Annotated in this window: 21 protein-coding genes; 12 read left to right on the plus strand and 9 right to left on the minus strand. The window is 64.3% G+C overall.

Annotated elements, in window-relative coordinates; translation table 11 throughout:
* Position 1 precedes the first annotated feature (1 nt).
* The 6 genes from rdgB (at position 2) to R8L07_08265 (ending at position 5,760) form a co-directional block, all read left to right on the plus strand.
* A complete protein-coding gene (gene rdgB, locus R8L07_08240; protein MDW3205522.1) occupies positions 2–601 on the plus strand; it encodes an RdgB/HAM1 family non-canonical purine NTP pyrophosphatase in 600 nt (199 codons plus the stop codon).
* Positions 598–1,782, plus strand: a complete 1,185-nt coding sequence (gene hemW / locus R8L07_08245) for a radical SAM family heme chaperone HemW (protein MDW3205523.1) — start codon at positions 598–600, stop codon at positions 1,780–1,782. The genes rdgB and hemW overlap by 4 nt, the downstream gene beginning before the upstream one ends.
* Positions 1,783–2,054: 272 nt before the next feature.
* Entirely contained in the window at positions 2,055–3,047 is a 993-nt protein-coding gene (dctP, locus tag R8L07_08250; GenBank protein ID MDW3205524.1) for a TRAP transporter substrate-binding protein DctP, read from the plus strand.
* A gap of 69 nt (positions 3,048–3,116) precedes the next feature.
* Positions 3,117–3,611: a TRAP transporter small permease gene (locus tag R8L07_08255; protein ID MDW3205525.1), complete on the plus strand. Its 495-nt coding sequence runs from the start codon at positions 3,117–3,119 to the stop codon at positions 3,609–3,611.
* On the plus strand, positions 3,608–4,882 hold the full coding sequence (locus R8L07_08260) for a TRAP transporter large permease (GenBank protein ID MDW3205526.1): 1,275 nt from the start codon (positions 3,608–3,610) through the stop codon (positions 4,880–4,882). The genes R8L07_08255 and R8L07_08260 overlap by 4 nt, the downstream gene beginning before the upstream one ends.
* A gap of 8 nt (positions 4,883–4,890) precedes the next feature.
* Positions 4,891–5,760 carry an isocitrate lyase/PEP mutase family protein gene (locus tag R8L07_08265; GenBank protein ID MDW3205527.1) on the plus strand — a complete coding sequence of 290 codons (870 nt, stop codon included), beginning with the start codon at positions 4,891–4,893 and terminating at the stop codon, positions 5,758–5,760.
* A 57-nt stretch (positions 5,761–5,817) separates the two neighbouring features.
* Here the strand turns inward: R8L07_08265 and R8L07_08270 are convergent, their stop codons facing one another.
* The 6 genes from R8L07_08270 to aceA all read right to left on the minus strand — a co-directional run bounded on the left by R8L07_08270 (position 5,818) and on the right by aceA (position 11,081).
* A complete protein-coding gene (locus R8L07_08270) occupies positions 5,818–7,005 on the minus strand; it encodes a GGDEF domain-containing protein (GenBank protein MDW3205528.1) in 1,188 nt (395 codons plus the stop codon).
* Positions 7,006–7,088: 83 nt separating this feature from the next.
* Positions 7,089–7,703: a DNA-3-methyladenine glycosylase I gene (locus R8L07_08275; GenBank protein MDW3205529.1), complete on the minus strand. Its 615-nt coding sequence runs from the start codon at positions 7,701–7,703 to the stop codon at positions 7,089–7,091.
* Between the two features lie 133 nt (positions 7,704–7,836).
* Positions 7,837–8,124, minus strand: a complete 288-nt coding sequence (locus R8L07_08280) for a hypothetical protein (protein ID MDW3205530.1) — start codon at positions 8,122–8,124, stop codon at positions 7,837–7,839.
* 52 nt (positions 8,125–8,176) lie between these two features.
* Positions 8,177–8,743, minus strand: coding sequence for a TetR/AcrR family transcriptional regulator (locus tag R8L07_08285; GenBank protein ID MDW3205531.1), 567 nt, complete (start codon positions 8,741–8,743; stop codon positions 8,177–8,179).
* 109 nt (positions 8,744–8,852) lie between these two features.
* The gene (locus R8L07_08290; protein MDW3205532.1) at positions 8,853–9,614 is read right to left on the minus strand and encodes a hypothetical protein; all 762 of its coding nucleotides are present in this window, start codon (positions 9,612–9,614) and stop codon (positions 8,853–8,855) included.
* A gap of 147 nt (positions 9,615–9,761) precedes the next feature.
* On the minus strand, positions 9,762–11,081 hold the full coding sequence (gene aceA, locus R8L07_08295) for an isocitrate lyase (protein ID MDW3205533.1): 1,320 nt from the start codon (positions 11,079–11,081) through the stop codon (positions 9,762–9,764).
* A gap of 190 nt (positions 11,082–11,271) precedes the next feature.
* Here aceA and R8L07_08300 point away from each other — a divergent pair, with 190 nt between their 5' ends.
* The 3 genes from R8L07_08300 to R8L07_08310 all read left to right on the plus strand — a co-directional run bounded on the left by R8L07_08300 (position 11,272) and on the right by R8L07_08310 (position 14,683).
* Positions 11,272–12,798, plus strand: a complete 1,527-nt coding sequence (locus tag R8L07_08300) for a short-chain fatty acyl-CoA regulator family protein (GenBank protein MDW3205534.1) — start codon at positions 11,272–11,274, stop codon at positions 12,796–12,798.
* 125 nt (positions 12,799–12,923) lie between these two features.
* A complete protein-coding gene (locus R8L07_08305) occupies positions 12,924–13,943 on the plus strand; it encodes a GSU2403 family nucleotidyltransferase fold protein (GenBank protein MDW3205535.1) in 1,020 nt (339 codons plus the stop codon).
* An 89-nt stretch (positions 13,944–14,032) separates the two neighbouring features.
* Positions 14,033–14,683, plus strand: a complete 651-nt coding sequence (locus R8L07_08310) for a hypothetical protein (protein ID MDW3205536.1) — start codon at positions 14,033–14,035, stop codon at positions 14,681–14,683.
* Positions 14,684–14,698: 15 nt separating this feature from the next.
* Here the strand turns inward: R8L07_08310 and R8L07_08315 are convergent, their stop codons facing one another.
* The 3 genes from R8L07_08315 to cobA are packed head-to-tail and all read right to left on the minus strand — an operon-like array spanning position 14,699 to position 17,361.
* Positions 14,699–15,172 carry a YcgN family cysteine cluster protein gene (locus tag R8L07_08315; GenBank protein ID MDW3205537.1) on the minus strand — a complete coding sequence of 158 codons (474 nt, stop codon included), beginning with the start codon at positions 15,170–15,172 and terminating at the stop codon, positions 14,699–14,701.
* A 6-nt stretch (positions 15,173–15,178) separates the two neighbouring features.
* Positions 15,179–16,513 carry a cobyrinate a,c-diamide synthase gene (locus R8L07_08320; GenBank protein ID MDW3205538.1) on the minus strand — a complete coding sequence of 445 codons (1,335 nt, stop codon included), beginning with the start codon at positions 16,511–16,513 and terminating at the stop codon, positions 15,179–15,181.
* A complete protein-coding gene (cobA, locus tag R8L07_08325) occupies positions 16,510–17,361 on the minus strand; it encodes a uroporphyrinogen-III C-methyltransferase (GenBank protein ID MDW3205539.1) in 852 nt (283 codons plus the stop codon). Before cobA ends, R8L07_08320 begins: the two co-directional genes overlap by 4 nt.
* A 95-nt stretch (positions 17,362–17,456) precedes the next feature.
* Between cobA and R8L07_08330 the strand changes: the two genes are divergently transcribed.
* The 3 genes from R8L07_08330 to R8L07_08340 are packed head-to-tail and all read left to right on the plus strand — an operon-like array spanning position 17,457 to position 19,870.
* Positions 17,457–18,542: a cobalt-precorrin-5B (C(1))-methyltransferase gene (locus R8L07_08330; GenBank protein ID MDW3205540.1), complete on the plus strand. Its 1,086-nt coding sequence runs from the start codon at positions 17,457–17,459 to the stop codon at positions 18,540–18,542.
* The gene (locus tag R8L07_08335) at positions 18,539–19,291 is read left to right on the plus strand and encodes a cobalt-precorrin-6A reductase (GenBank protein ID MDW3205541.1); all 753 of its coding nucleotides are present in this window, start codon (positions 18,539–18,541) and stop codon (positions 19,289–19,291) included. Before R8L07_08330 ends, R8L07_08335 begins: the two co-directional genes overlap by 4 nt.
* A 3-nt stretch (positions 19,292–19,294) precedes the next feature.
* A complete protein-coding gene (locus tag R8L07_08340; GenBank protein MDW3205542.1) occupies positions 19,295–19,870 on the plus strand; it encodes an ankyrin repeat domain-containing protein in 576 nt (191 codons plus the stop codon).
* The last annotated feature ends 11 nt before the right edge of the window (positions 19,871–19,881 follow it).

Genomic DNA, 19,881 nt, shown 5'->3' on the forward strand with positions numbered 1-19,881 from the left:
AATGGCGCGGCATTTCGACGGGGACAAGCTGGTCATCGCCAGCCATAACGAAGGCAAGGTGCGTGAAATCGCGGACCTGTTGCGGCCCTTCAACATCACCGTGTTCTCCGCCGCGATGCTTGAGCTGCCGGAGCCGGAAGAGACCGGCTACACCTTTCTGGCCAATGCCGAACTGAAGGCCCGCGCGGCCGCGACCGGCGCCAACATGCCGGCCCTGGCCGACGATTCCGGTCTGGCCGTGGCCGCACTGGACGGTGCGCCCGGCATCTATTCCGCGCGCTGGGGCGGCAAGACAAAGAATTTCGATCTGGCGATGAACCGTGTCCATCGGGCCCTGGCAGGCAAGGACGACAAATCAGCCGCCTTCATCTGCGCCTTGGCGCTGGTCTGGCCGGATGGGCATCTGGAGGCCTTCGAGGGCCGCGTCGAGGGTACGATCGTGGAGCCGGGACGGGGCGACCGGGGCTTCGGCTATGACCCGATCTTTGTCCCGACCGGCGATACCCGCACCTTCGGTGAGATGGATCCCGACGAAAAGCACGCGATCAGCCACCGCGCCGACGCCTTCAACCAGCTGGTCGCGGCCTGCTTCTCGAAATGAGCCCGCAGAAGCAGACGGCAGCGGAGGCGGCGGCCCGCACGCCGCTGGCGCTCTATATCCACTGGCCCTTCTGCAAGGCCAAGTGCCCCTATTGCGATTTCAACAGCCATGTCCGCGACGGCATCGACCAGGCGCGCTGGCGCAAGGCGCTGCTGACCGAGCTGGACGGGGCGCTGGACGGGTTCGCGGATCGCCGACTGACATCGATCTTCTTCGGCGGCGGCACGCCGTCGCTTATGGACCCGGAAACGACAGGCGCCCTGATCGAAGCGGCAAAAGGTGCAGTGCCGCCCGCCGACGACATCGAAATCACGCTGGAAGCCAACCCGACCTCCGTCGAGGCAGGCAAATTCGCAGCCTATGCCGATGCCGGGGTGAACCGCGTGTCGCTGGGCATTCAGGCCCTGGACGATGCATCGCTCAAGTTTCTCGGCCGGGAGCATTCGGCGGCCGAGGCGCGGGGTGCCATCGACCTCGCCCACAGGCATTTCCCGCGCCGGTCCTTCGACCTGATCTATGCCCGCGCCGGTCAGACGCCCGAAGCCTGGGCGGCGGAGCTGGGTCAGGCGATCGATCTCGCCGCCGACCATCTGTCGCTCTATCAGCTGACCATCGAGGAAGGGACGCATTTCCACACGCTGGCGCGGCTTGGACAGCCCCTGACGGCAGAGGAAGAGGTCGCCGCCGCACTCTACGAGGCGACGCAGGCGCGTCTCGATGCGCTCGGCCTGCCCGCCTATGAGGTATCGAACCATGCCCGCCCCGGTGCCGAAAGCCGTCACAACCTCGCCTATTGGCGCTATTGGGACTATGTCGGCATCGGCCCCGGCGCCCATGGCCGTGAGACCAGGGCCGGCACCAAGCGCGCGACCATCCGCGAACGCCTGCCCGAACGCTGGCTGGACGCCGTCGAACGCCAGGGCCATGCCCTGAGGGAGGTGGAGGAGATCGGCCCCGACCGCCGCCTGCAGGAACTGCTGCTGATGGGCCTGCGCCTGTCGGAGGGTGTTCCCGAAAGCCGCCTGATCGCCGAGACGGGGCGGGGCTTCGAGGCGCTGGAGCAGGACCGGCTGCAAGCATTGCTGGACGAAGGCTATCTGGAGCGCCACGACGACATCCTGCGTGCCACGCCCGAAGGCCGCCTGCGTCTGAACACGGTGCTGGGTTACCTGCTGGCATAGTTGTACCGATGGCCCTGCGAAAGCAGAAACCTTCTTCAACCCGGCACCATGCCGAAGCGCCGAAGGCTCCCGCTTTCGCAGGAGCACGGCATAGGGGGTCGCGGCGTCAGACGCTCACGTTCCTTGTATCTGCCGCACCTGTCCGGATAGCGAACGGATCGAGTGTTTCCAGTTCGCGTCATAACACATTCGGCCAATTGGCAATTGTGCCTGCGCGCGGATTCCGCAATCCTTGGTCCTACCAATAAGAACGCCCTTCGGGAGGACCTGACATGAAGCGTATTCTCTGTGCGGCCGGTCTGGCCGCGACCATGGCCTTCGGGGCCGCCACGGCCCAGGCCGCCGATGTGACGATGCGGATTTCGCTGCAATTGCCGCTGAAGAGCCATCTCGGCCAGAACCTGCTGATGTTCAAGGAAGAGGTCGAGAAGACGACCAATGGCGAAGTCGCGGTCGAGATCTATGACAGCGCGCAGCTCTACAAGGACAAGGAAGTGCCCGCCGCCGTCGGCTCCGGCGCGATCGAGGCCGGGGTCGCCTCGCTGACGCGCTATGTCGGCGACATTCCGGCGGTCGACATCTTCTACCAGCCCTTCATCTTCGACAGCGAGGAGAAGGTCCGCGCGGCGGTGGCCAAGGGCTCCGACATCCGCGGTCCGATCGACGAGGCGATCAAGGACACCGGTTCCACGGTCCTGTGGTGGCAGGCCTATGGCGGCGCGATCATGCTGTCCAATGGCGGCCCGATCAAAACGCCGGCCGACATGGAGGGCAAGAAGGTCCGCGTCTTCGGCAAGACGCTGGGTGATTTCGTCACCGCCGCCGGTGGCGCGCCGACGCTCATTTCGGGATCGGAACAATATCTCGCCTATCAGCGCGGTACGGTCGACATCGGCATGACCGGTGTGTCCGGCGTCAAATCCCGCAAGCTGTGGGAGGTCATGGATACGATCACGGTGACCAACCATGCCGACATCGAATTCATCGTCGTGGTGAACAATGAGTTCTGGGCCGGTCTGTCCGACGATCACCGTGCCAAGATCGAGGCCGCGGCGATGAAGGCCGAGGCCCATGTGCGCGACAAGATGTCGTCGATCGAAGCCGAAGCCTACACGGCGGCGCAGGAAAACGGCATGACCGTCTACACGCCGACCGCCGACGAACTGGCGGCCTGGCGGGATGTCAGCCAGCCGGTCTATGACGCGTATAAGGAGAAGGCCGGCGATCTCGGTCGCAAGCTGTTCTCCGCCGCGACGGGCATGTAATCCTCGGGGATCACGGAAACCGGGGCCGTGCCGTGTGACCGGCGCGGCCCCCTTTCGCGGATGGGACTCATGATTGACCGGTTCGTATCGGGGCTGGCCTGGATCGCCGCGGCGCTGTTCACGGCATCGGGCTGCATGCTGACCTATGAAGTGATCGCGCGCTACTTCTTCACCCTTCCGACGGTCTGGGCGGCGGAACTGAGCCAGCTCTGCCTGATCTGGGGGTCGCTGATCGCCATGGCCTGGGCGCTGCGCTTTCACCGCCATATCGTCGTCGACGCGCTGGCGGTGCGGCTGCCGGCCCGGGTGCTGCGCTACACGGACGCCTTCGCCATGGTCGTCGTCGCAGTGTTCAGCGCGGCGCTGGTCTGGAAGGGCTGGCCGATCTTCTGGGATTCCTTCGAACGCGGCCGGACGACCGGGTCCATGCTGGATCTGCCGTCCTGGGTCACGGAACTGGCGGTGCCCTTCGGCTTCGCCGTGCTGTTCGTGCAGGCGGTCATCGAGACCGTGGAAACACTCCGGGGCAACCGGCCCGGCCATTGGGAGGCACCCCACGAATGACGGTCCTTCTGATTCTCGTGGCCCTGTTCGGGCTGCTGCTGCTGCGGGTGCCGGTCGCCTTCGCGCTGGGCGGGTTGGGTCTGGCGCTGCTGCTGATCGGCGGCTTCTCGCCGCTGATGGCGCCGCAGGCGGTCTTGTCGACGCTGGACGGGTTCATCCTGCTGGCCGTGCCGCTGTTCCTGTTGATGTCGAATGTCCTGCTGAAAGGCGGGGTCGGACGCGATCTGTTCGCCGCCGTCCATGCCTGGGTCGGCCACTGGCCGGGCGGGCTGGCCGTGGCGACGATCCTGTCCTGCGGAATCTTCGCGGCGATTTCCGGTTCCTCCGTCGCCACGGCGGCGACCATCGGCACCGTCGCCATTCCGGAAATGATCAATCGCGGCTATGAGAAGCGCTTCGTCTACGGACTGCTGGCCGCCGGCGGGACGCTGGGCATCCTGATCCCGCCGTCGATCCCGATGATCGTCTATGGCTTCGTGACGGAGGAATCCGTCATCGCCCTGTTCCTGGCAGGGATCGGACCGGGTATCGCGCTCCTGACGCTTTTCATCGTGCTGGCAATGATCCAGGCACGTTTCTTCGGCGGCTACACGCCGGAAAAGCCGGTCTCCTGGCCCGAGCGCTGGCGCGCCACCGCGCGTGCCGTGCCCAGCCTGGCCCTGGCCGCGCTGATCATTCTGGGCATCTATTCCGGCGCGTTCACCCCGACGGAAGCCGCCGCGGTCGGTTTCGCCGCCGCCGTGGTGATCACCGCCGGCATTCTGCGGACCCTGACCTGGAAGGATTTCCGCGCCGCCGCCTTCGAGGCGATGGCGACCACGGTGGCGATCCTGCTGATCATCGCCGGTGCCAAGGTCTTCGGAAAGGCGATCACCCTCTATCGCCTGCCGCAGGACATCTCGCTGTTTCTCAGCCAGAACCTGGATACGGCGCTGCTGTTCATCCTGGTTGTCAGCGCGGTGCTGCTGCTGATGGGTCTGGTCTTCGAGGCATTGTCCATGGTGTTGATCATGACGCCGGTGCTGCTGCCCTCGGCGATCCAGATGGGCTTCGACCCGATCTGGTTCGGGGTCTTCATGGTCGTCATGGTGGAATGCGCCCTGATCACCCCACCGGTCGGGCTGAATCTCTACGTGATACAATCCGTGGCCCGGGCGCCCCTGTCGGATGTGGCGCGGGGCGTGCTGCCCTTCCTCGTGCTGATGCTGGCGGTGGCGGCGCTGCTCTATGTCTGGACCGATCTGGCGCTCTACATACCGTTCAAGCTGTGAGGTAATCCATGTCCGCCCCCGATAAGCTGCGCGCCCTCCTCAATCGCGGCGGCCTGTCCGTCATGCCCTGCTGTTTCGACGCCCTGTCGGCGAAGCTGATCGAGCAGGAGGGTTTTCCGCTGACCTTCATGTCCGGCTTTGCCGCCTCCGCCTCCAGGATCGGAGAGCCGGATCTGGGGCTGATGAGCTATGGCGAGGTCGTCGATCAGGCGCGCAACATCTGTGATTCCGTGACCATCCCCGTGATCGGCGACGGCGATACCGGCTATGGCAATGCGATGAACGTGATCCGCACGGTCCAGGGCTTTGCCAAGGCCGGTTGCGGCGCGGTGATGATCGAGGATCAGGTCGCGCCCAAGCGCTGCGGCCACACGCCGGGCAAGGCCGTGGTCGGCCGCGAGGAAGCCTATGACCGGATCCGCGCCGCCAGCGATGCCCGGGCCGAGAACGATATCCTGATCCTGGCCCGGACCGACGCGCGGCACGAACACGGCCTGGGTGAAGCGATCGAACGGGCGGCGAAGTTCCATGAACTGGGCGCCGACATCCTGTTCGTCGAGGCGCCGAAGACGGTGGAGGAGATGCGCCGGGTCTGCGACGACCTGCCGGGCCCGAAGATGGCCAATATCGTCGAGGGCGGAGAGACGCCGGATCTCAGTCACAAGGAACTGGCCGATATCGGCTATGCCATCGCCGCCTATCCCCTGACCCTGATGGCGTCGGCGATGCAGGCCATGGTCAACACGCTGGCCGACCTGAAACAGGACGCCCCGCGCGACGGCATCATGGATTTCAAGGATCTGCGCCGCCGCATCGGCTTCGATTCCTATTACGAGGCTTCGTCGGTCTATACCTCGTCCCAACGCAAGATGGATTGACGGCTCGGCCAGAGCGCGCCCACCCATCGATAGCGGCTGCGCGGCCGGACGGTCCGGCTATCCCGCCGCGACGGCGCGCAGCGGCTCTGCCATGCTGGAGACCACCTGGTTCCGGCCCTGCTTCTTTGCGCGGTAGAGCGCCTCGTCGGCGCGGTGCATCAGGGTGTCGAGCGTGTCGCCGCGATCCCGGGCGGCGATGCCGACGCTGAGCGTGGCGGTGAAGGCCCCGGCGGCGCCGCCGTCAAAGGTCAGTGTTTCGATGCGTCGGCGGATTCGTTCCGCCACGGAATGCGCCGTCTCGGCATGGGCGCGGGACAGCAGGATCGCGAATTCCTCGCCGCCCAGCCGGGCCGACAGGTCGGTCTCGCGCACCGTCGCCAGAATGGTTTCGGCCAGACCCTGAATGACCCGGTCGCCGGCGGAATGTCCGAACCGGTCGTTGATCGACTTGAAATGATCGAGATCGAGAAACAGCAGGAACAGCGGGTCGCCGTGCCGTTCCGCCGCCTGCATCGCGCGCCGGGCCTGACGGTCGAAGGCACGGCGGTTCAGCAGGCCGGTCAGCGGGTCGGTCTCCGCCTGCTGCCGCAGATCCGCCTGCAAATGTTCCGTCACCATGGTGATATAGGTCGACGCGATCAGGACCGATGCGGCGGTGCCTTCCAGCATCACCAGCACGATATCGCCGACCGGATCGGGCGGCGGGGCCAGACCCAGTGCGGCGGCCCCGTACCGGCCGGCCCGGACCAGAAAGAACAGGCCGGTGACCCCGTAGATGCCCGCCATGACACGGGGCGAGAACTGAACCAGATTGCTGCGCCGCGGCCAGAGCGACCAGACATTGACGAAGGACAGCACGAACAGCGCCGTCGAGACGACGATATGCCGGTACGGTTCATCGGGCGCCGAGATCGTGAGCACTCCCAGCAATGGCCAGTAGAGGGCGAAAAAGGCCGCCGCCCAGAACCAGGGAATGGGCGGCCGGTCCATGAACCGGCGGGACCCGGCGATGGCCAGGATGTGCCCGAACAGAATGAGCGTCGTGCTGATCAGTGTCGAGGCGACCAGCGGGATGTCGAAGCGCAGCAGAAACAGCAGCAGCCCCAGACCCAGCGACACCCGTGCCAGAACCCACAGGCCGATTCCGGGCACGCCGCGGTTGATGAACCAGACCGCAATCAGGGCAATGGTTCCGGCGCATTGCGCGGTGAAGAAGGTGAATACCAGTGTGGCGGGATCGAGCATCGGGGAACGCGAACTCCGGAAGGAACTGCGCGTCAACTATGCCGTGTTGCCCCGCGAAACTTCAACAAACAACTGAGGCCCGGCTAGGCGGCCGGCGAACGGAAGTTGCGTCTGGCGTCGGCCACGGCTTCCCGGGTGATGCAGCCCTCGGCATGGTCGTTGATCAGACCCATCGCCTGCAGGAAGGCGAACACTGTTGTCGGCCCGACGAATTTCCAGCCGCGCTTCTTCAGTTCCTTCGAAATCGCTACGGATTCCGGCGAAGTCGTCTGTGACTGGGGCTCGGGCAGGGTGGCCGGATCGGGTTCATAGCGCCAGAAGAACGCGGCCAGGGAGCCCTCCCTTTCCACCATCTCGCAGGCGCGTTTGGCGTTGTTGATCGTTGCCTCGATCTTGCCGCGATGGCGAATGATGCCGGCATCCTGCAGCAGGCGCTCGACATCGCTTTCCCCGAAATCCGCGACCTTGCGGAAATCGAAACCCACAAAGGCGGCGCGGAAATTCTCGCGCTTGTCCAGGATCGTCCGCCAGGACAGGCCGGACTGGAACCCTTCCAGGCAGATTTTCTCGAACAGGCGGATGTCGTTGTCGACCGGAAAGCCCCATTCGGTGTCGTGATAGGTGAAGAAATCTGGCGCCGACCCGGCCCAGCGACAGCGCGGCAACCCGTCGGGTCCGGGGATCGTCTTGTCGGTCATGGTCTTGCCTTTCCTGCAGTGAAATCCCCGCCGGGACGGAACTCGCAAATCAGTGCGCGCCCCGTGCCGCCCGACGCAACCCGTTTCTTGCGCTGCGCGGCATGCAGGCGCCGGGAAGGGTGTTTCGGACCGATCAGCCGAGAAGGAAATTCAGCCGGTCATCGGCCCGGTTCGGTGCGATTTCCAAGATTTCGGCTGTGACGATGCCTTCGGCGACGAAGGGGTCTCGTGCCACCCGCTCCTCCAGGGCCGAAAGGCTGGTGCCATGGGCCAGGACGGCCCCGCCCCGGTTTGGTGCGATGCTGCCGACCAGCAGGAAGACCCCGTCGTCGAACCCCTGCTGGATCCAGGCCTTGTGGCCGGCCATGAAATCGCCCGCGCGGGCCCTGTTTTCGGCAAAACTCAGCTGTACGACGAACATGCGTTCTCGTCCTTTCACGGTGTCAGGATTGTCGTTTGGTCGGTTGGGGATCTCAGGCGGCCTGGGCGCCCACCCATTCGACCATCTGGTCTACCTCGTGCCGGACGAAGGCCTCGTCCTTGAAGGCGGCGGCAAGAGTGGCGACCCCTTGGCTGCGCATCAGCAGATGCATCGCCAGTTCATCGGCCTTTTCAGCCCGCCCCATCGTCGCGAACTGCCGTGACAGCCAGAGCCGGAACAGGGTGAACAGTTCATTGGCGCCTGACAGGGCCGGATGGCCCAGCTTCGCCAGTTCGGAGGTCAGGGTCCCGACCGGGCAGCCGAACTGTCGGATCTTGTCGCCGTTGACGAGCAGGATGTGGATGAAGCTGCGGATGCGTTCTTCCGGCGTGTCGCCCGCAATCTCCCATTTATCCAGCATGGCCCGGGTGTTGACCACCCGCTGCTCGATCACGGCATCCAGGATCTCGTCCTTGGTCTTGAAATGATAATAGAAATTGCCCCGGGAAATCCCGACCGCATCAGCGATATCCGCGAAGGAGGTGTGATCGAACCCCTGCTGATAGAACAGCCGGTCCGCCGCCTCCACGATCTGTGCCCGTTTCGATGACTGGTTCATCTCACGCCCTCTAAGAGGTTTAGGTCAAATGTCCTAGACTTGATATAGGACAATCGTCCTAATCGGTCAACGGGGATTTGAATGAGAAGGGGATCACGGCGCCCCGCCCCTATTCCTGTTCCGCGATATAGGATTTGAACGCATTCAGCAGCGCCGGCACGTTGGGGTTCAACGCGTCCCACTCGTCCGCCACGGTCAGCCCTTCGGCCAAGGTCCAGCGCCGGAAGTCGTCGCACCAGTGATAGTCGGTTGCCTGACGCAGGGCTATGGCTTCGTCCGTCGTCTTGTCGGCGCCGATATCCTGGTTCGCCTGTTCATGGACCAGATACGCCTCGCATTCTGCGTCCAGAATCCGCATGCCCAGCAGACGGCCCTCCATGCGCTGATAGGCATGTCCGGCCAGTTCATGCGCGACGGCTGCGGCCAGTTCGACCGAACTCCACTGAATCCCCGTCCGGCCGATCAGGACCAGGAAAACATGCTCGCCCTGATCCGGATCGTAGAATTTCGGAACGAAGGACGCGATGTTTACCTCAGTCATGACGTCTTCGGGGTGCCGGGCGTCATAGAGGAACTGGATATCCCCCTTCCCCTGCAGCATATCGATCCGTTCCCGGGTGAAAGGCGATCTGCGATAGGCTAGGTCGATGGCCGCGCCGATGGCCTGCAGTGCCGTCTCCGCATCGGTCGTGCGGACATTGCCGATCCGGTCGGAATCGGGATGCAGGGCGAAGATCGTCATGCCGTGAATCTCGCCGGCGATATAGTCCGGCTCCTCCGCCATCCCCGTCGAAGACAAAGCCGCAATGGCTGCCAGTGCGACGGCGGCCGCGCGGATCGATGCCTTCTGAAACAACGATAGCTGAAACACGGTCGGGCCTTCCCTGATTTTCCGTCCGGATGGTAACGCCCAAACCGGGGCGCACAAACGAAACCGCCCGCCGGATTGCTCCGACGGGCGGTGTTCGGTTTCCCCGCTAAACCGGGCCGCAGGTCCTTGTATGGACCCTTGTCAGCCTTAGTGGAACTGTGCGGTCTCGGTCGATTCGGCCATCGCCGTGGTGGCGCTTTCCTTGGCCGTCGCCGTATTGACCGCGTCGAAGTAGCTGACGCCGACTTCGTGCTGGTGGCGGGTGGCGGAGAAGCCGTTAGCTTCGGCCGCGAATTCCGCCTGCTGCAGCTCGGAGTAACCGGCCATGCCGCGATCCTTGTAGGCCCGCGCCAGTTCGAACGTGGCGTAGTTCAGGCTGTGGAACCCGGCCAGCGTGATGAACTGGAACTTGTAGCCCATCTTGCCCAGCTCGCGCTGGAAGGCTTCGCATTCCGCCGGGCCCAGATGCTTCGCCCAGTTGAAGGACGGCGAGCAGTTATAGGCCAGCATCTGGTTCGGGAATTCGGCGTGGATCGCATCCGCGAACTGCTTCGCCTGCTCCAGGCTGGGGGTGGAGGTTTCCATCCACAGCAGGTCGGCATAGGGCGCGAAGGAGAGGCCGCGGCTGATGCACATATCCATGCCGCCGGTGATCCGGTAGAAGCCTTCCGACGTGCGTTCGCCGGTCAGGAACGGCTTGTCGGCCGGGTCGATGTCGCTGGTGATCAGGCGGGCCGCCTCGGCATCCGTGCGGGCCATGATGATCGTCGGGACGCCCATGACGTCGGCCGCCAGACGGGCCGAGCTGAGGTTGCGCACCGCCTGCTGTGTCGGCAGCAGCACCTTGCCGCCCAGATGGCCGCATTTCTTTTCCGACGACAGCTGGTCTTCGAAGTGGACGCCTGCGGCGCCGGCCTTGATCATCGCCTTCATCAGTTCGAAGACGTTCAGCGGGCCGCCGAAACCGGCCTCGGCGTCGGCCACGATCGGCGCGAACCAGTCGATATCGGTCGTGTCTTCCCCGGACAGGCGTTCCATGGTCTGGATCTGATCCTGGCGGATGAAGGCGTTGTTGATCCGCTCCACCACCTGCGGGACGGAGGACACCGGATACAGCGACTGGTCGGGATACATCTGACCGGCATTGTTGGCGTCGGCCGCGACCTGCCACCCGGACAGGTAGATGGCCTGCAGCCCGGCGCGGACATGCTGCGTCGCCTGACAGCCGGTGAAGGCGCCCAGCGTGTTCACATAGGGCTCTTCATTGATCAGCTTCCAGAGCTTCTTGGCACCCATTTCGGCCAGCGTGTGGCGGATCTGGATCGAGCCGCGCAGTTTGGCGACGTCTTCCTTGGTGAAATCGCGGCGCGTGGTGGCCCAGCGGTCCGGCGCGTAATCCGGCGCGTCCCATTCCTCGCCACTGCCGTCGCCCCAGCTCCAGTTGTCGTTCGGTCCCAGGCTATCCATTGGTCTGTCCTCTCGTTCAAATCCGATGATCGATCGGCGCTGTCAATGTCTTTACAAACGATGTAAAGCCGACGTGGTCGCCGCTGACACTTGGGATACGGGGAATTGGTGCGGCGCACAACGCTAACCGTCATGACCGATTGTAAAGATTTCCAGAAAATGCTTTACTATATGTAAATGGAGTAAAGTCATGGCCCGCAAACCCGCGAAAGACGCGCCGAAAATCGGTCCGAAGATCCGTCGGCTTCGGCGCGAACACAGTCTCAGCCAGGCCGCCCTGGCCGAAAAACTCGAGGTCAGTGCCAGTTATTTGAACCTGATCGAGCATAACCGGCGCAAGCTGACCGTGCCACTTTTGCTCAAACTGTCCGAATTGTTCGAGGTGCCGGTCGATCAGTTGGCGGAGGAGGAGGAGAGCCGCCTCTATTCCGATGTCATGGAGGCGCTGGCCGATCCGATCTTCGAGGAATTCGACGTTCGCAACACCGATGTCCGCGATCTGGTGGAGGTCAGCCCGGAATCCGCCCGGGCGCTGCTGCATGTCTGCGACGCCTATCACACGACCCTGACCGACGCGCGCAGCCTGGCCGCGTCGGCCGCCGACGACCCGGACGGGCGCGGCAGTCTGGGCGGGTTGATCGGCGGGATCGGCGCCAGCGCGCAATCCGCGGCCGATGTCGTCTCCGACATGGTGCAGGCCAACAGCAACTACTTCGGGGATCTGGAGGATGAGGCAGACCGGGTCCGGCGCGAGATCGGCACGGTCGGCGGTTCCGCGCGCTCGCTCGATGCGTTGACCGAATATCTGCATCAGGCCCATGAGGTGCGGGTCAATTTCGTCGAGCCGCAGGAAGGCGGAAAGGGCGACCTGCCCATGGTCCGGCGGTTCCACCCGCAACAGCGTTTGCTGGAGGTCTCCCAGCGCCTGACCGGGGCCAGCCGGTCCTTCCAGCTTGCCTATCAGATCGCGCTGCTGTCGGCCGGTTCGGTGATCGACATGCTGCTGATAGAAAAGGGGCTGAAGGAGGGGCAGGCCCGGGCGCTCGGCCGGGTCGCGCTGGCCAATTACTTCGCCGCCGCGCTGCTGCTGCCCTATGAAGAGTTCCTGAAAAGCGCCCGCGAAAGCCGCTATGACATCGAATTGCTGCAGCACCGCTGGCGCGCCGGGTTCGAACAGATCTGCCACCGCCTGACCACGCTCAACCGGCCGGAGAACCGGGGCATCCCGCTGCACATGCTGCGGGTCGATCTGGCCGGCAATATCTCCAAGCGGTTCACGCTGTCCGGCCTGCCGATCCCGCGCCATGGCGGCGCCTGCAGCCGCTGGAACATCTATTCGGCCTTCCTCAACCCCGGTCAGATCCAGGCCCAGGTCTCCAAACTGCCCGACGGGACGGCCTATTTCTGCATCGCGCGGACGGTGGTGAAGGGCGGCATCGGCTTCGGTGCCCAGCGCAATGTCCTGTCCATCGGCCTGGGCTGCGACGTGCGCTATGCCCGGGAAATGGTCTATGCCGACGGGCTGGAGACCGGCAATCCCGACCGCTTCGCTGAAATCGGCGTCGCGTGCCGCATCTGCGAGCGCATGGACTGCACCCAGCGCGCCTTCCCGCCGGTCCACCTGCGCTACAAGATCGAAGAAAACATCCGCGGCCCCAGCCCCTACACCGCCCCCGGCTGGCCCCACCACCACGAACGGCCGGGCGGCACGCGGTAGGTGGTACCATACGGCCTCAACACTTGTATGGTAAGGAATCTTGATACATACCACACAAAAATTATTTTTGTGTGGTATGTCGTTCTTTGCTATACCACACAAAATATTTTAATGTGTGGTAAACCATGAACATCACATCGCTATCGACATCGGCACACACCGCCTACCATGACTTGAGAAATCTAGTGCTCAACGAAACAGTCATGGAGATTCGCGGAAAGCCGGTGAAACGTGACATCAACGGAAAAACCTATTGGTACGATCACTATCGCGTCGGCACCACGACCAAGGATCGATATATCGGCGAGGATTGCCCTGAAATCGAGATGCGGCTGAAGCGTGCAACACGGTTGAAGCAAGCCCTGCCCGCACAAATGAGTAAAAGATCGACTTTGGTACGGTTGCTGCGAGCAGAGGGGATGTTGAGTGTCGACCGCAAAACAGGGTCGTTGCTGAAGGCCTTCTCGGAGGCAGGGGTTTTTCGGGTCGGCGGCGTGCTAGTTGGTACACAAGCATTCCGCCTTTATGAGGGAGAATTGGGGGTCAAACTGCCGGCGGGCGATGCCTCCGTCACGGACGACATAGATATCGCCGGTTTTGAAAGGCTCACGCTGGCGATTGGCGACTGCACGGACAGAACGCCAGGCTCAATCCTGGAAGACCTGGAGTTCGAGCCTATTCCCACCCTCGACAACCAAGCTGTTTGGAAGTGGCGACAAAGCGGAAGTGGTGCGGAGGTTGAGTTCCTCACACCTTCTTTTGAAGAAAACGAAGGGATTCGCCCGCTAAAATCCCTGAATGTCAGCGCGCGCGCACTCCACCATCTCAATTTTCTGATAGCAGAGCCAATCTATGTCGTTGGACTTTATCGGGAGGGCATTCTTGTTCGCGCGCCGAGACCCGAACGATACGCCATTCATAAGCTCATAATCGCTGATCGAAGACGACGGGGCCCGGATTCCTTGAAATCCCGCAAGGACCGGGCCCAGGCAGCCTTCCTGATCCGCGTGCTGGCGGAGGACCGGCCCTATGAGCTGAAAGACGCCTGGGACACCGCCCGCGCCGCTGGCCCGAAATGGCGCGAACGTCTGGACGCCTCCCTGGCGCGCATGCCGGCGGAGAAGGCGATCCTGGACGGGATGTAAAGTACAGGTTTATGGACTAACATTTGGATCAATCTGGACACATGGTTCGCCTCAAAAGAGCGTAGTCATGCAACAAAATTGGGGAAAGTATGCGAATCCTTCGAGGCGGTATCGCCGGTCCATTGCTTCTGTCGCTGACAGCATGCGTTGGGGCGGCCGGTCTGAAACCCGGCGCAACATATAACGGCGATGCGGAGACCGGGCTCGTACTTATCAAAACATGGGCCGGTGCAGAAAATCGTCTACTTGCGCTCAGAACCTTTGATACGACGCAGAAGCGCTTAGTGCCATATGCCGGCGAAACGCTCCGTCATTCTCATGGATATGTTCTGGAAGCGGACGGTACCTTGCAAAAGCCGGATGATATTACGAAACCCCGCTACCACCTGCTCCCTCTTAAGGTTGCGGATTATGTAATTGCCTCGCTCTACGTTACGGAAAAAGCGCGCAACACGAAGATCTGCTTCTCAAATGGGACATACGCCTTCCGTGCGAATTCCGGTGAGGTTCTGGTGCTGGGTGCGATCAACATCAACGGACCGACCACGACGCAGATAGGAGGAATGGGTACCAGCCCCAGCTCCATGTTCGATATCGCCTTACCAGAGGACGAGGCGGAAAAAGTGCTGAATGCGTTTGGAACTGCGGGCGTTCCGGCCCGCTACTACACCGAACGCCCAACCAGTTTTGCGAATGGGACAAGTCTGCTCGGGTCGAAGGACGTTTGCGGCGGGTTCTAGTCCGCGCTTTCCGAACTACCCCTTCCCCGGCATAATCGCTGCGAGGGTGCGCTGGATGCGCTGGGCCATTTCGTCGACGGTGGGGTCGCCGGCGACGGCCTTGTCCCGGACCGAAATCCCGGCTTCATGCACCGTGTTCGGGTCGCCGGAGACCAGCGGGTGCCACCAGTCCAGCGGCTTGCCGTCGGCTAGCTTGCGGTAGGCGCAGGTTTCCGGAAGCCAGTCGGTCTCGTAGACCTTCTTCGGGGTCAGCTGGACGCAGTCCGGGATGGTGGCGAAGCGGTCGGCATAGTCGCTGCAGCGGCAGGATCGACAGTCGAGAAGCTGGCAGGCGATGTCGGTGACGTAATAGTCGCCGGTATCATAGTCCTGCAGCTTGTGCAGGCAGCACTGGCCGCAGCCGTCGCACAGGCTTTCCCATTCCGTGCGGGTCATCTGCGCCAGGGTTTTGCGTTCCCAGAAGGGTTTGTCCATCGTCCGCGCGCTCATTCGGGGTTATCGGCCCCGGTCTATCAGATGCAGGAAGGACCCGGAAACCCGTCCGATCGACAGGCCCTGCCGGCCCTTGTCCTCGCCCAGCGCATCCTGGGCGTGGAACAGCGGCGGGGCGTGCGGATCCTCATGCCGTGTCGTCGCATAGTGGAACTCATGGGCGGCGAGCCGCGTCCCCTTGGGCCAGGGCGCGGTATCGGCCACCGTTTCCGCCCGACGATACCCCAGATGCAGGCGGCGCAGGGAGAAATCCGTTTCCACCGGCAGCAGATCCGCCATCCCATGGTCGGTTCCGTCGGCATCGCGCAGCGACCGGCCCAGCACCATGTAGCCGCCGCATTCCCCGAAGACGGCCGACCCGCCGCGCGCCTTGCGCCGAAGGCCGTCCATGAAGACAGCATTCGATGCCAGACGGCCGGCATGCAGTTCGGGATAGCCGCCGGGCAGATAGACCGCGTCGGCAATCTCCGAGGGCGCCTCGTCGGCCAGCGGGCTGAATGGCAGGATTTCCGCCCCGGCCGTGCGCCAGCCCTGCAGGATGTGCGGATAGACAAAGTCGAAGGCCGCGTCCCGTGCCACGGCAATCCGTTGCCCCAGCGGCGGCACCGGCACCGGGGGGTCGAAATCGACGCGGCTGCTGGGGGCGGCGGCCGACAGGATTGCGTCCAGATCGGCATTTTCGACCATCCAGTCCGCGGCGCGTTCCAGCAGAAGCTCCAGATCGGTGCGCTCGCGTGCCTGGACCAGACCCAGATGGCGGCTTTCCAGGGTCAGCCCTTCCGCCCGCGGCAGACAACCCAGCACCGGCACGCCCAGCCCGGTTTCCGCCATGGCCCGGCGCAGCATGTCCGCATGGCGCCTGCCGCCGACACGGTTGAACAGGATGCCGGCGAAGCGGATGTCGTCGCGATGGGTGACCAGCCCGCGCACCACGGCGGCGGCCGTCGCCGCCTGCCCTTTCACATCGATGACCAGCAGCACCGGCCACCCGGTTTCCTCCGCCAGATCGGCACTGGAGCCGCGCCCGTCGGCAGCGCCGTCGAACAGGCCCATGACGCCTTCCGCCAGAATCAGATCGCTTTCGAAATGAAGCTGATCTATCAGGGCGGCGCGGGTTTCCGCCCGCATGGCCCAGAGGTCGAGATTGACCGACGGATGCCCGCAGGCCGCGGCATGAAAGCCGGGATCGATATAGTCCGGGCCGATCTTCGCCGGGGCGATGCGCAGCCCGGATCGGCGCAGGGCGCGCATCAGCGCCAGGGATATCGTGGTCTTGCCGCTGCCGGAGGAGGGGGCGGCGATGATCAGACCGGGTACGGGCCGCGACGGAATACTCAACTGGCGACGTCCCGGTCAGCCTGTCCGAAAGGGTCCGGGTCCAGCACGCGCCCCTCCATCCGGCCGACCCAGTCCAGGGCGGCGCGCAGCTTCACCACCGGGCCGATGGCGATGACTGCCGGCGGCTCGACCGAGGCCGCGGTGGCGCCGGCCTCCTCCAGGGTGCATTCGACGACCGTCATGCGCTCCGTCGCCGCATTGGACACGAAGGCGACGGCATCCTGCGGGTCGCGGCCGCCGTCGATCAGGCGCTGGGCGATACGCGGCATGTGCTTGACGGCCATGTAAAGGACAATGACAGGGGCGCCGGTTGCCAGCGCATTCCAGTTCAGATTGTCCGGCACCTCCCCGGTTACCGAATGGCCGGTGATGAAGGTGACGGAGGAATTGGTGTCGCGATGGGTTGCCGGGATTCCGGCATAGGCCAGCCCGCCGATCCCGGCGGTCACGCCGGGCACGATGCGGAAGGGGATGCCGGCGCCGGTCAGTTCCAGCGCTTCCTCGCCGCCCCGGCCGAAGACGAAGGGGTCGCCACCCTTCAGGCGCAGCACCCGTTTGCCGGCCCGGGCCAGCTCGATCAGGCGCAGAGAAATCGACCGCTGGGTCGGGCTCGGCTTGCCGCCGCGCTTGCCGGCATAGATCAGTTCCGCCGTGTCCGGCGCATGGTCCAGAATGCGCTGGTCGACCAGCGCGTCATAGACGATGGCATCCGCCTGGCGCAGCGCGTTGACGCCGTGCAGGGTCAGCAGACCGGGATCGCCCGGTCCGGCACCGACCAGCCAGACCCAGCCCGGTTCGAATTCCGGCAGGCCGTCCAGCAGGTCCCGTGTTGCACTGTCGCGTGTCATGACAAATATCTACGCTCTTCCATGCTCGAATGCCTTTTCCGAATGCGACATGGATGCATGACGGAAAAGACAAAGCCTAATAAGGTCCTGCGGTCATGTCACGCAAGCCCGGGGATACCCGCCTGCGGTCCGGATGGACCACGGGCGCCTGCGCCGCCGCCGCCGCGCGGGCGGCGCTGGCCGCATTGCGGTCCGGTACTTTCGCGGAATCCGTGACCATTCGCCTGCCGAAAGGCCAGACGCCGTGTTTCGATCTGGTCGAAAAATCCCTGGGCGACGGCTGGGCACGGGCGGCGGTGGTCAAGGATGCGGGCGACGATCCGGACATAACCCACGGCGCGACCATCCGCGCCACTATCCGGCCTGCTGCGCCCGGAAGCGGCCTTGTATTTCGGGCCGGCGAGGGTGTCGGGACGGTGACGAAACCCGGACTGCCGGTGCCGCCGGGTGAACCGGCAATCAATCCGAAACCGCGCGAGATCATCGCCGACAATCTGGCCGACGTTGCCGGGGGGGCGCTGGATCTGGAAGTGGAGATCTCCATCGACGACGGGGCGGCGCTTGCCGAAAAAACCTGGAATCCGCGGCTGGGCATTGTCGGCGGCCTGTCGGTCCTCGGTACCACCGGGGTGGTCATTCCCTATTCCTGCGCCGCCTGGATTCATTCGATACATCGCGGCATCGATGTCGCCCGTGCCACCGGTCTGACCCATGTCGCCGCGGCGACCGGCAAGACGTCGGAGGCCGCGGTGCGCGCCCGCTATGGCCTGCCGCTGGAGGCCATGATCGATATGGGCGATTTCGCCGGCGGAATGCTGAAATACCTGCGCCGGAATCCGTTGCCGACGGTCACCATTGCCGGCGGCTTCGCCAAGCTGGCGAAACTGGCCCAGGGGCATATGGACCTGCATTCGTCGCGCAGCACCCTGGATCTGTCGAAACTGGCACTGACCGCCGGGACGATCGGCGCGGGTCCGCGTCTCCAGGCTGCGATCGCCGGGGCCAATACCGGGGCGGAGGCCCTGGGCCTCTGCCGGGAGGCCGGAATACCGCTTGCGGAGACCATTGCCCGGCAGGCACGTGACACGGCGCTGGCATCGGCCGGCGCGACGGGGATCGCGGTCATGGTGGTCGGCCGCACCGGAGAGATTCTGGCGGAAACCGGCGGGCCGGACTCATGACCGGTCCGGTCCTGATCCTTGGCGGCACGGCGGAGGCGCGGCGGCTTGCCGATCGGTTGGCCGCGGTTCGGCCGGTCGTGACCTCTCTGGCCGGCCGCACGGCAATGCCTGGACGGCTGGCGGGGGAGGTGCGCATCGGCGGTTTCGGCGGCATGGCGGGGTTGGCGCATTATCTGCGGTCCGAACATGTTTCCGCCCTGATCGACGCGACGCATCCCTATGCCGCCCGCATGGCCGCCAACGCCGCCGGGGCGGCGGCCGAGACCGGCGTGCCGATCCTGCGCTTCGACCGGCCGGGATGGACGGCCGAACCGGGTGACCGATGGATCGAATTCGACGATCTGGAAGGCTTGGCGTCTGCCCTGCCGGGCCTGGGCCGCCATGCACTGGTGACCCTCGGCGGCGCGGACCTCGCAGCCTTTTCGGCGGCGCGCGGCATGCGGTTGACGATCCGCGCGATCGACCCGCCGTCCCACCTGCCGGATCACCCGGAGGTTGAGGTCATTCTGGACCGGGGACCGTTTGACTTGGCGGGGGAGCGCACCTTACTGTCGCAGCGCGGGATCGATGTGCTTGTGTCCCGCAATGCCGGCGGCGTATCGACGCGGGCCAAGCTGGACGCGGCGCGGGCGCTGGGAATACCGGTTGCCATGCTGCGCCGTCCCGTTCGGCCGGCCCTGGCCTTTGCGACGGAAATTGAGGCGGTGCTGCGTTGGTTGGAAGAGACCGCGCCGATCGAGGGAGACTGACGAATGTTGCGCTTATCCTGTCTGGCTGTTGTTGTGGCATTCGTCGTCGCGGCGTTCGGACTGGTCCGGGCGCCGGAGGTGGTTGCCCAGACGGTGATCGGCGTCGAATCGGAGATGGTTCGGGCTGTGCGGTCCGGCGATCTGACGCGGGTCAAAACTCTTGTCATCCAGGGCGAAAACCCGTCCTCGTCGGATTCTGCCGGGATGAACGGCATCGCCATTGCCGCCCGGAACGGCGATTACGCCATGGTCGAATATCTGCTGACCGTCGACGTGCCGATCAATGCTCAGGACGAGATCGGCAACAGCGCGCTGCTCTGGACGACGGAAGACGGCGATTATGACATGGCCAAATTCCTGATCGAGAACGGAGCGGATGTGAATGTTCGCAACCGGCGCGGTTTGACGCCGACAATGGTTGCGGCCCGGGCGGGATTCCGCGATCTGGTGGAGCTCTATATCAGGGAAGAGGCGGACCTGAACGTCCGGGACTATACCGGGCGCAGCGCGTTGGACTGGGCCCGCGACAGCCGAACCCCGGGCATGGAGCAGACTTTGCTGGACGCCGGCGCTCAGTAGCAGGCGATCCG

It is taken from the genome of Alphaproteobacteria bacterium (assembly GCA_033344895.1).
In the GTDB taxonomy this organism is placed as follows: Bacteria; Pseudomonadota; Alphaproteobacteria; order UBA8366; family Aestuariispiraceae; genus Pacificispira.

What these genes read in the sequence shown, in the direction of transcription:
- rdgB (MDW3205522.1), top strand. Translation starts at nt 2, where the DNA reads ATGGCGCGGCATTTCGACGGGGACAAGCTGGTCATCGCCAGCCATAAC.
- hemW (MDW3205523.1), top strand. Translation starts at nt 598, where the DNA reads ATGAGCCCGCAGAAGCAGACGGCAGCGGAGGCGGCGGCCCGCACGCCG.
- dctP (MDW3205524.1), top strand. Translation starts at nt 2,055, where the DNA reads ATGAAGCGTATTCTCTGTGCGGCCGGTCTGGCCGCGACCATGGCCTTC.
- R8L07_08255 (MDW3205525.1), top strand. Translation starts at nt 3,117, where the DNA reads ATGATTGACCGGTTCGTATCGGGGCTGGCCTGGATCGCCGCGGCGCTG.
- R8L07_08260 (MDW3205526.1), top strand. Translation starts at nt 3,608, where the DNA reads ATGACGGTCCTTCTGATTCTCGTGGCCCTGTTCGGGCTGCTGCTGCTG.
- R8L07_08265 (MDW3205527.1), top strand. Translation starts at nt 4,891, where the DNA reads ATGTCCGCCCCCGATAAGCTGCGCGCCCTCCTCAATCGCGGCGGCCTG.
- R8L07_08270 (MDW3205528.1), bottom strand. Translation starts at nt 7,005, where the DNA reads ATGCTCGATCCCGCCACACTGGTATTCACCTTCTTCACCGCGCAATGC.
- R8L07_08275 (MDW3205529.1), bottom strand. Translation starts at nt 7,703, where the DNA reads ATGACCGACAAGACGATCCCCGGACCCGACGGGTTGCCGCGCTGTCGC.
- R8L07_08280 (MDW3205530.1), bottom strand. Translation starts at nt 8,124, where the DNA reads ATGTTCGTCGTACAGCTGAGTTTTGCCGAAAACAGGGCCCGCGCGGGC.
- R8L07_08285 (MDW3205531.1), bottom strand. Translation starts at nt 8,743, where the DNA reads ATGAACCAGTCATCGAAACGGGCACAGATCGTGGAGGCGGCGGACCGG.
- aceA (MDW3205533.1), bottom strand. Translation starts at nt 11,081, where the DNA reads ATGGATAGCCTGGGACCGAACGACAACTGGAGCTGGGGCGACGGCAGT.
- R8L07_08300 (MDW3205534.1), top strand. Translation starts at nt 11,272, where the DNA reads ATGGCCCGCAAACCCGCGAAAGACGCGCCGAAAATCGGTCCGAAGATC.
- R8L07_08305 (MDW3205535.1), top strand. Translation starts at nt 12,924, where the DNA reads ATGAACATCACATCGCTATCGACATCGGCACACACCGCCTACCATGAC.
- R8L07_08310 (MDW3205536.1), top strand. Translation starts at nt 14,033, where the DNA reads ATGCGAATCCTTCGAGGCGGTATCGCCGGTCCATTGCTTCTGTCGCTG.
- R8L07_08315 (MDW3205537.1), bottom strand. Translation starts at nt 15,172, where the DNA reads ATGAGCGCGCGGACGATGGACAAACCCTTCTGGGAACGCAAAACCCTG.
- cobA (MDW3205539.1), bottom strand. Translation starts at nt 17,361, where the DNA reads ATGACACGCGACAGTGCAACACGGGACCTGCTGGACGGCCTGCCGGAA.
- R8L07_08330 (MDW3205540.1), top strand. Translation starts at nt 17,457, where the DNA reads ATGTCACGCAAGCCCGGGGATACCCGCCTGCGGTCCGGATGGACCACG.
- R8L07_08335 (MDW3205541.1), top strand. Translation starts at nt 18,539, where the DNA reads ATGACCGGTCCGGTCCTGATCCTTGGCGGCACGGCGGAGGCGCGGCGG.
- R8L07_08340 (MDW3205542.1), top strand. Translation starts at nt 19,295, where the DNA reads ATGTTGCGCTTATCCTGTCTGGCTGTTGTTGTGGCATTCGTCGTCGCG.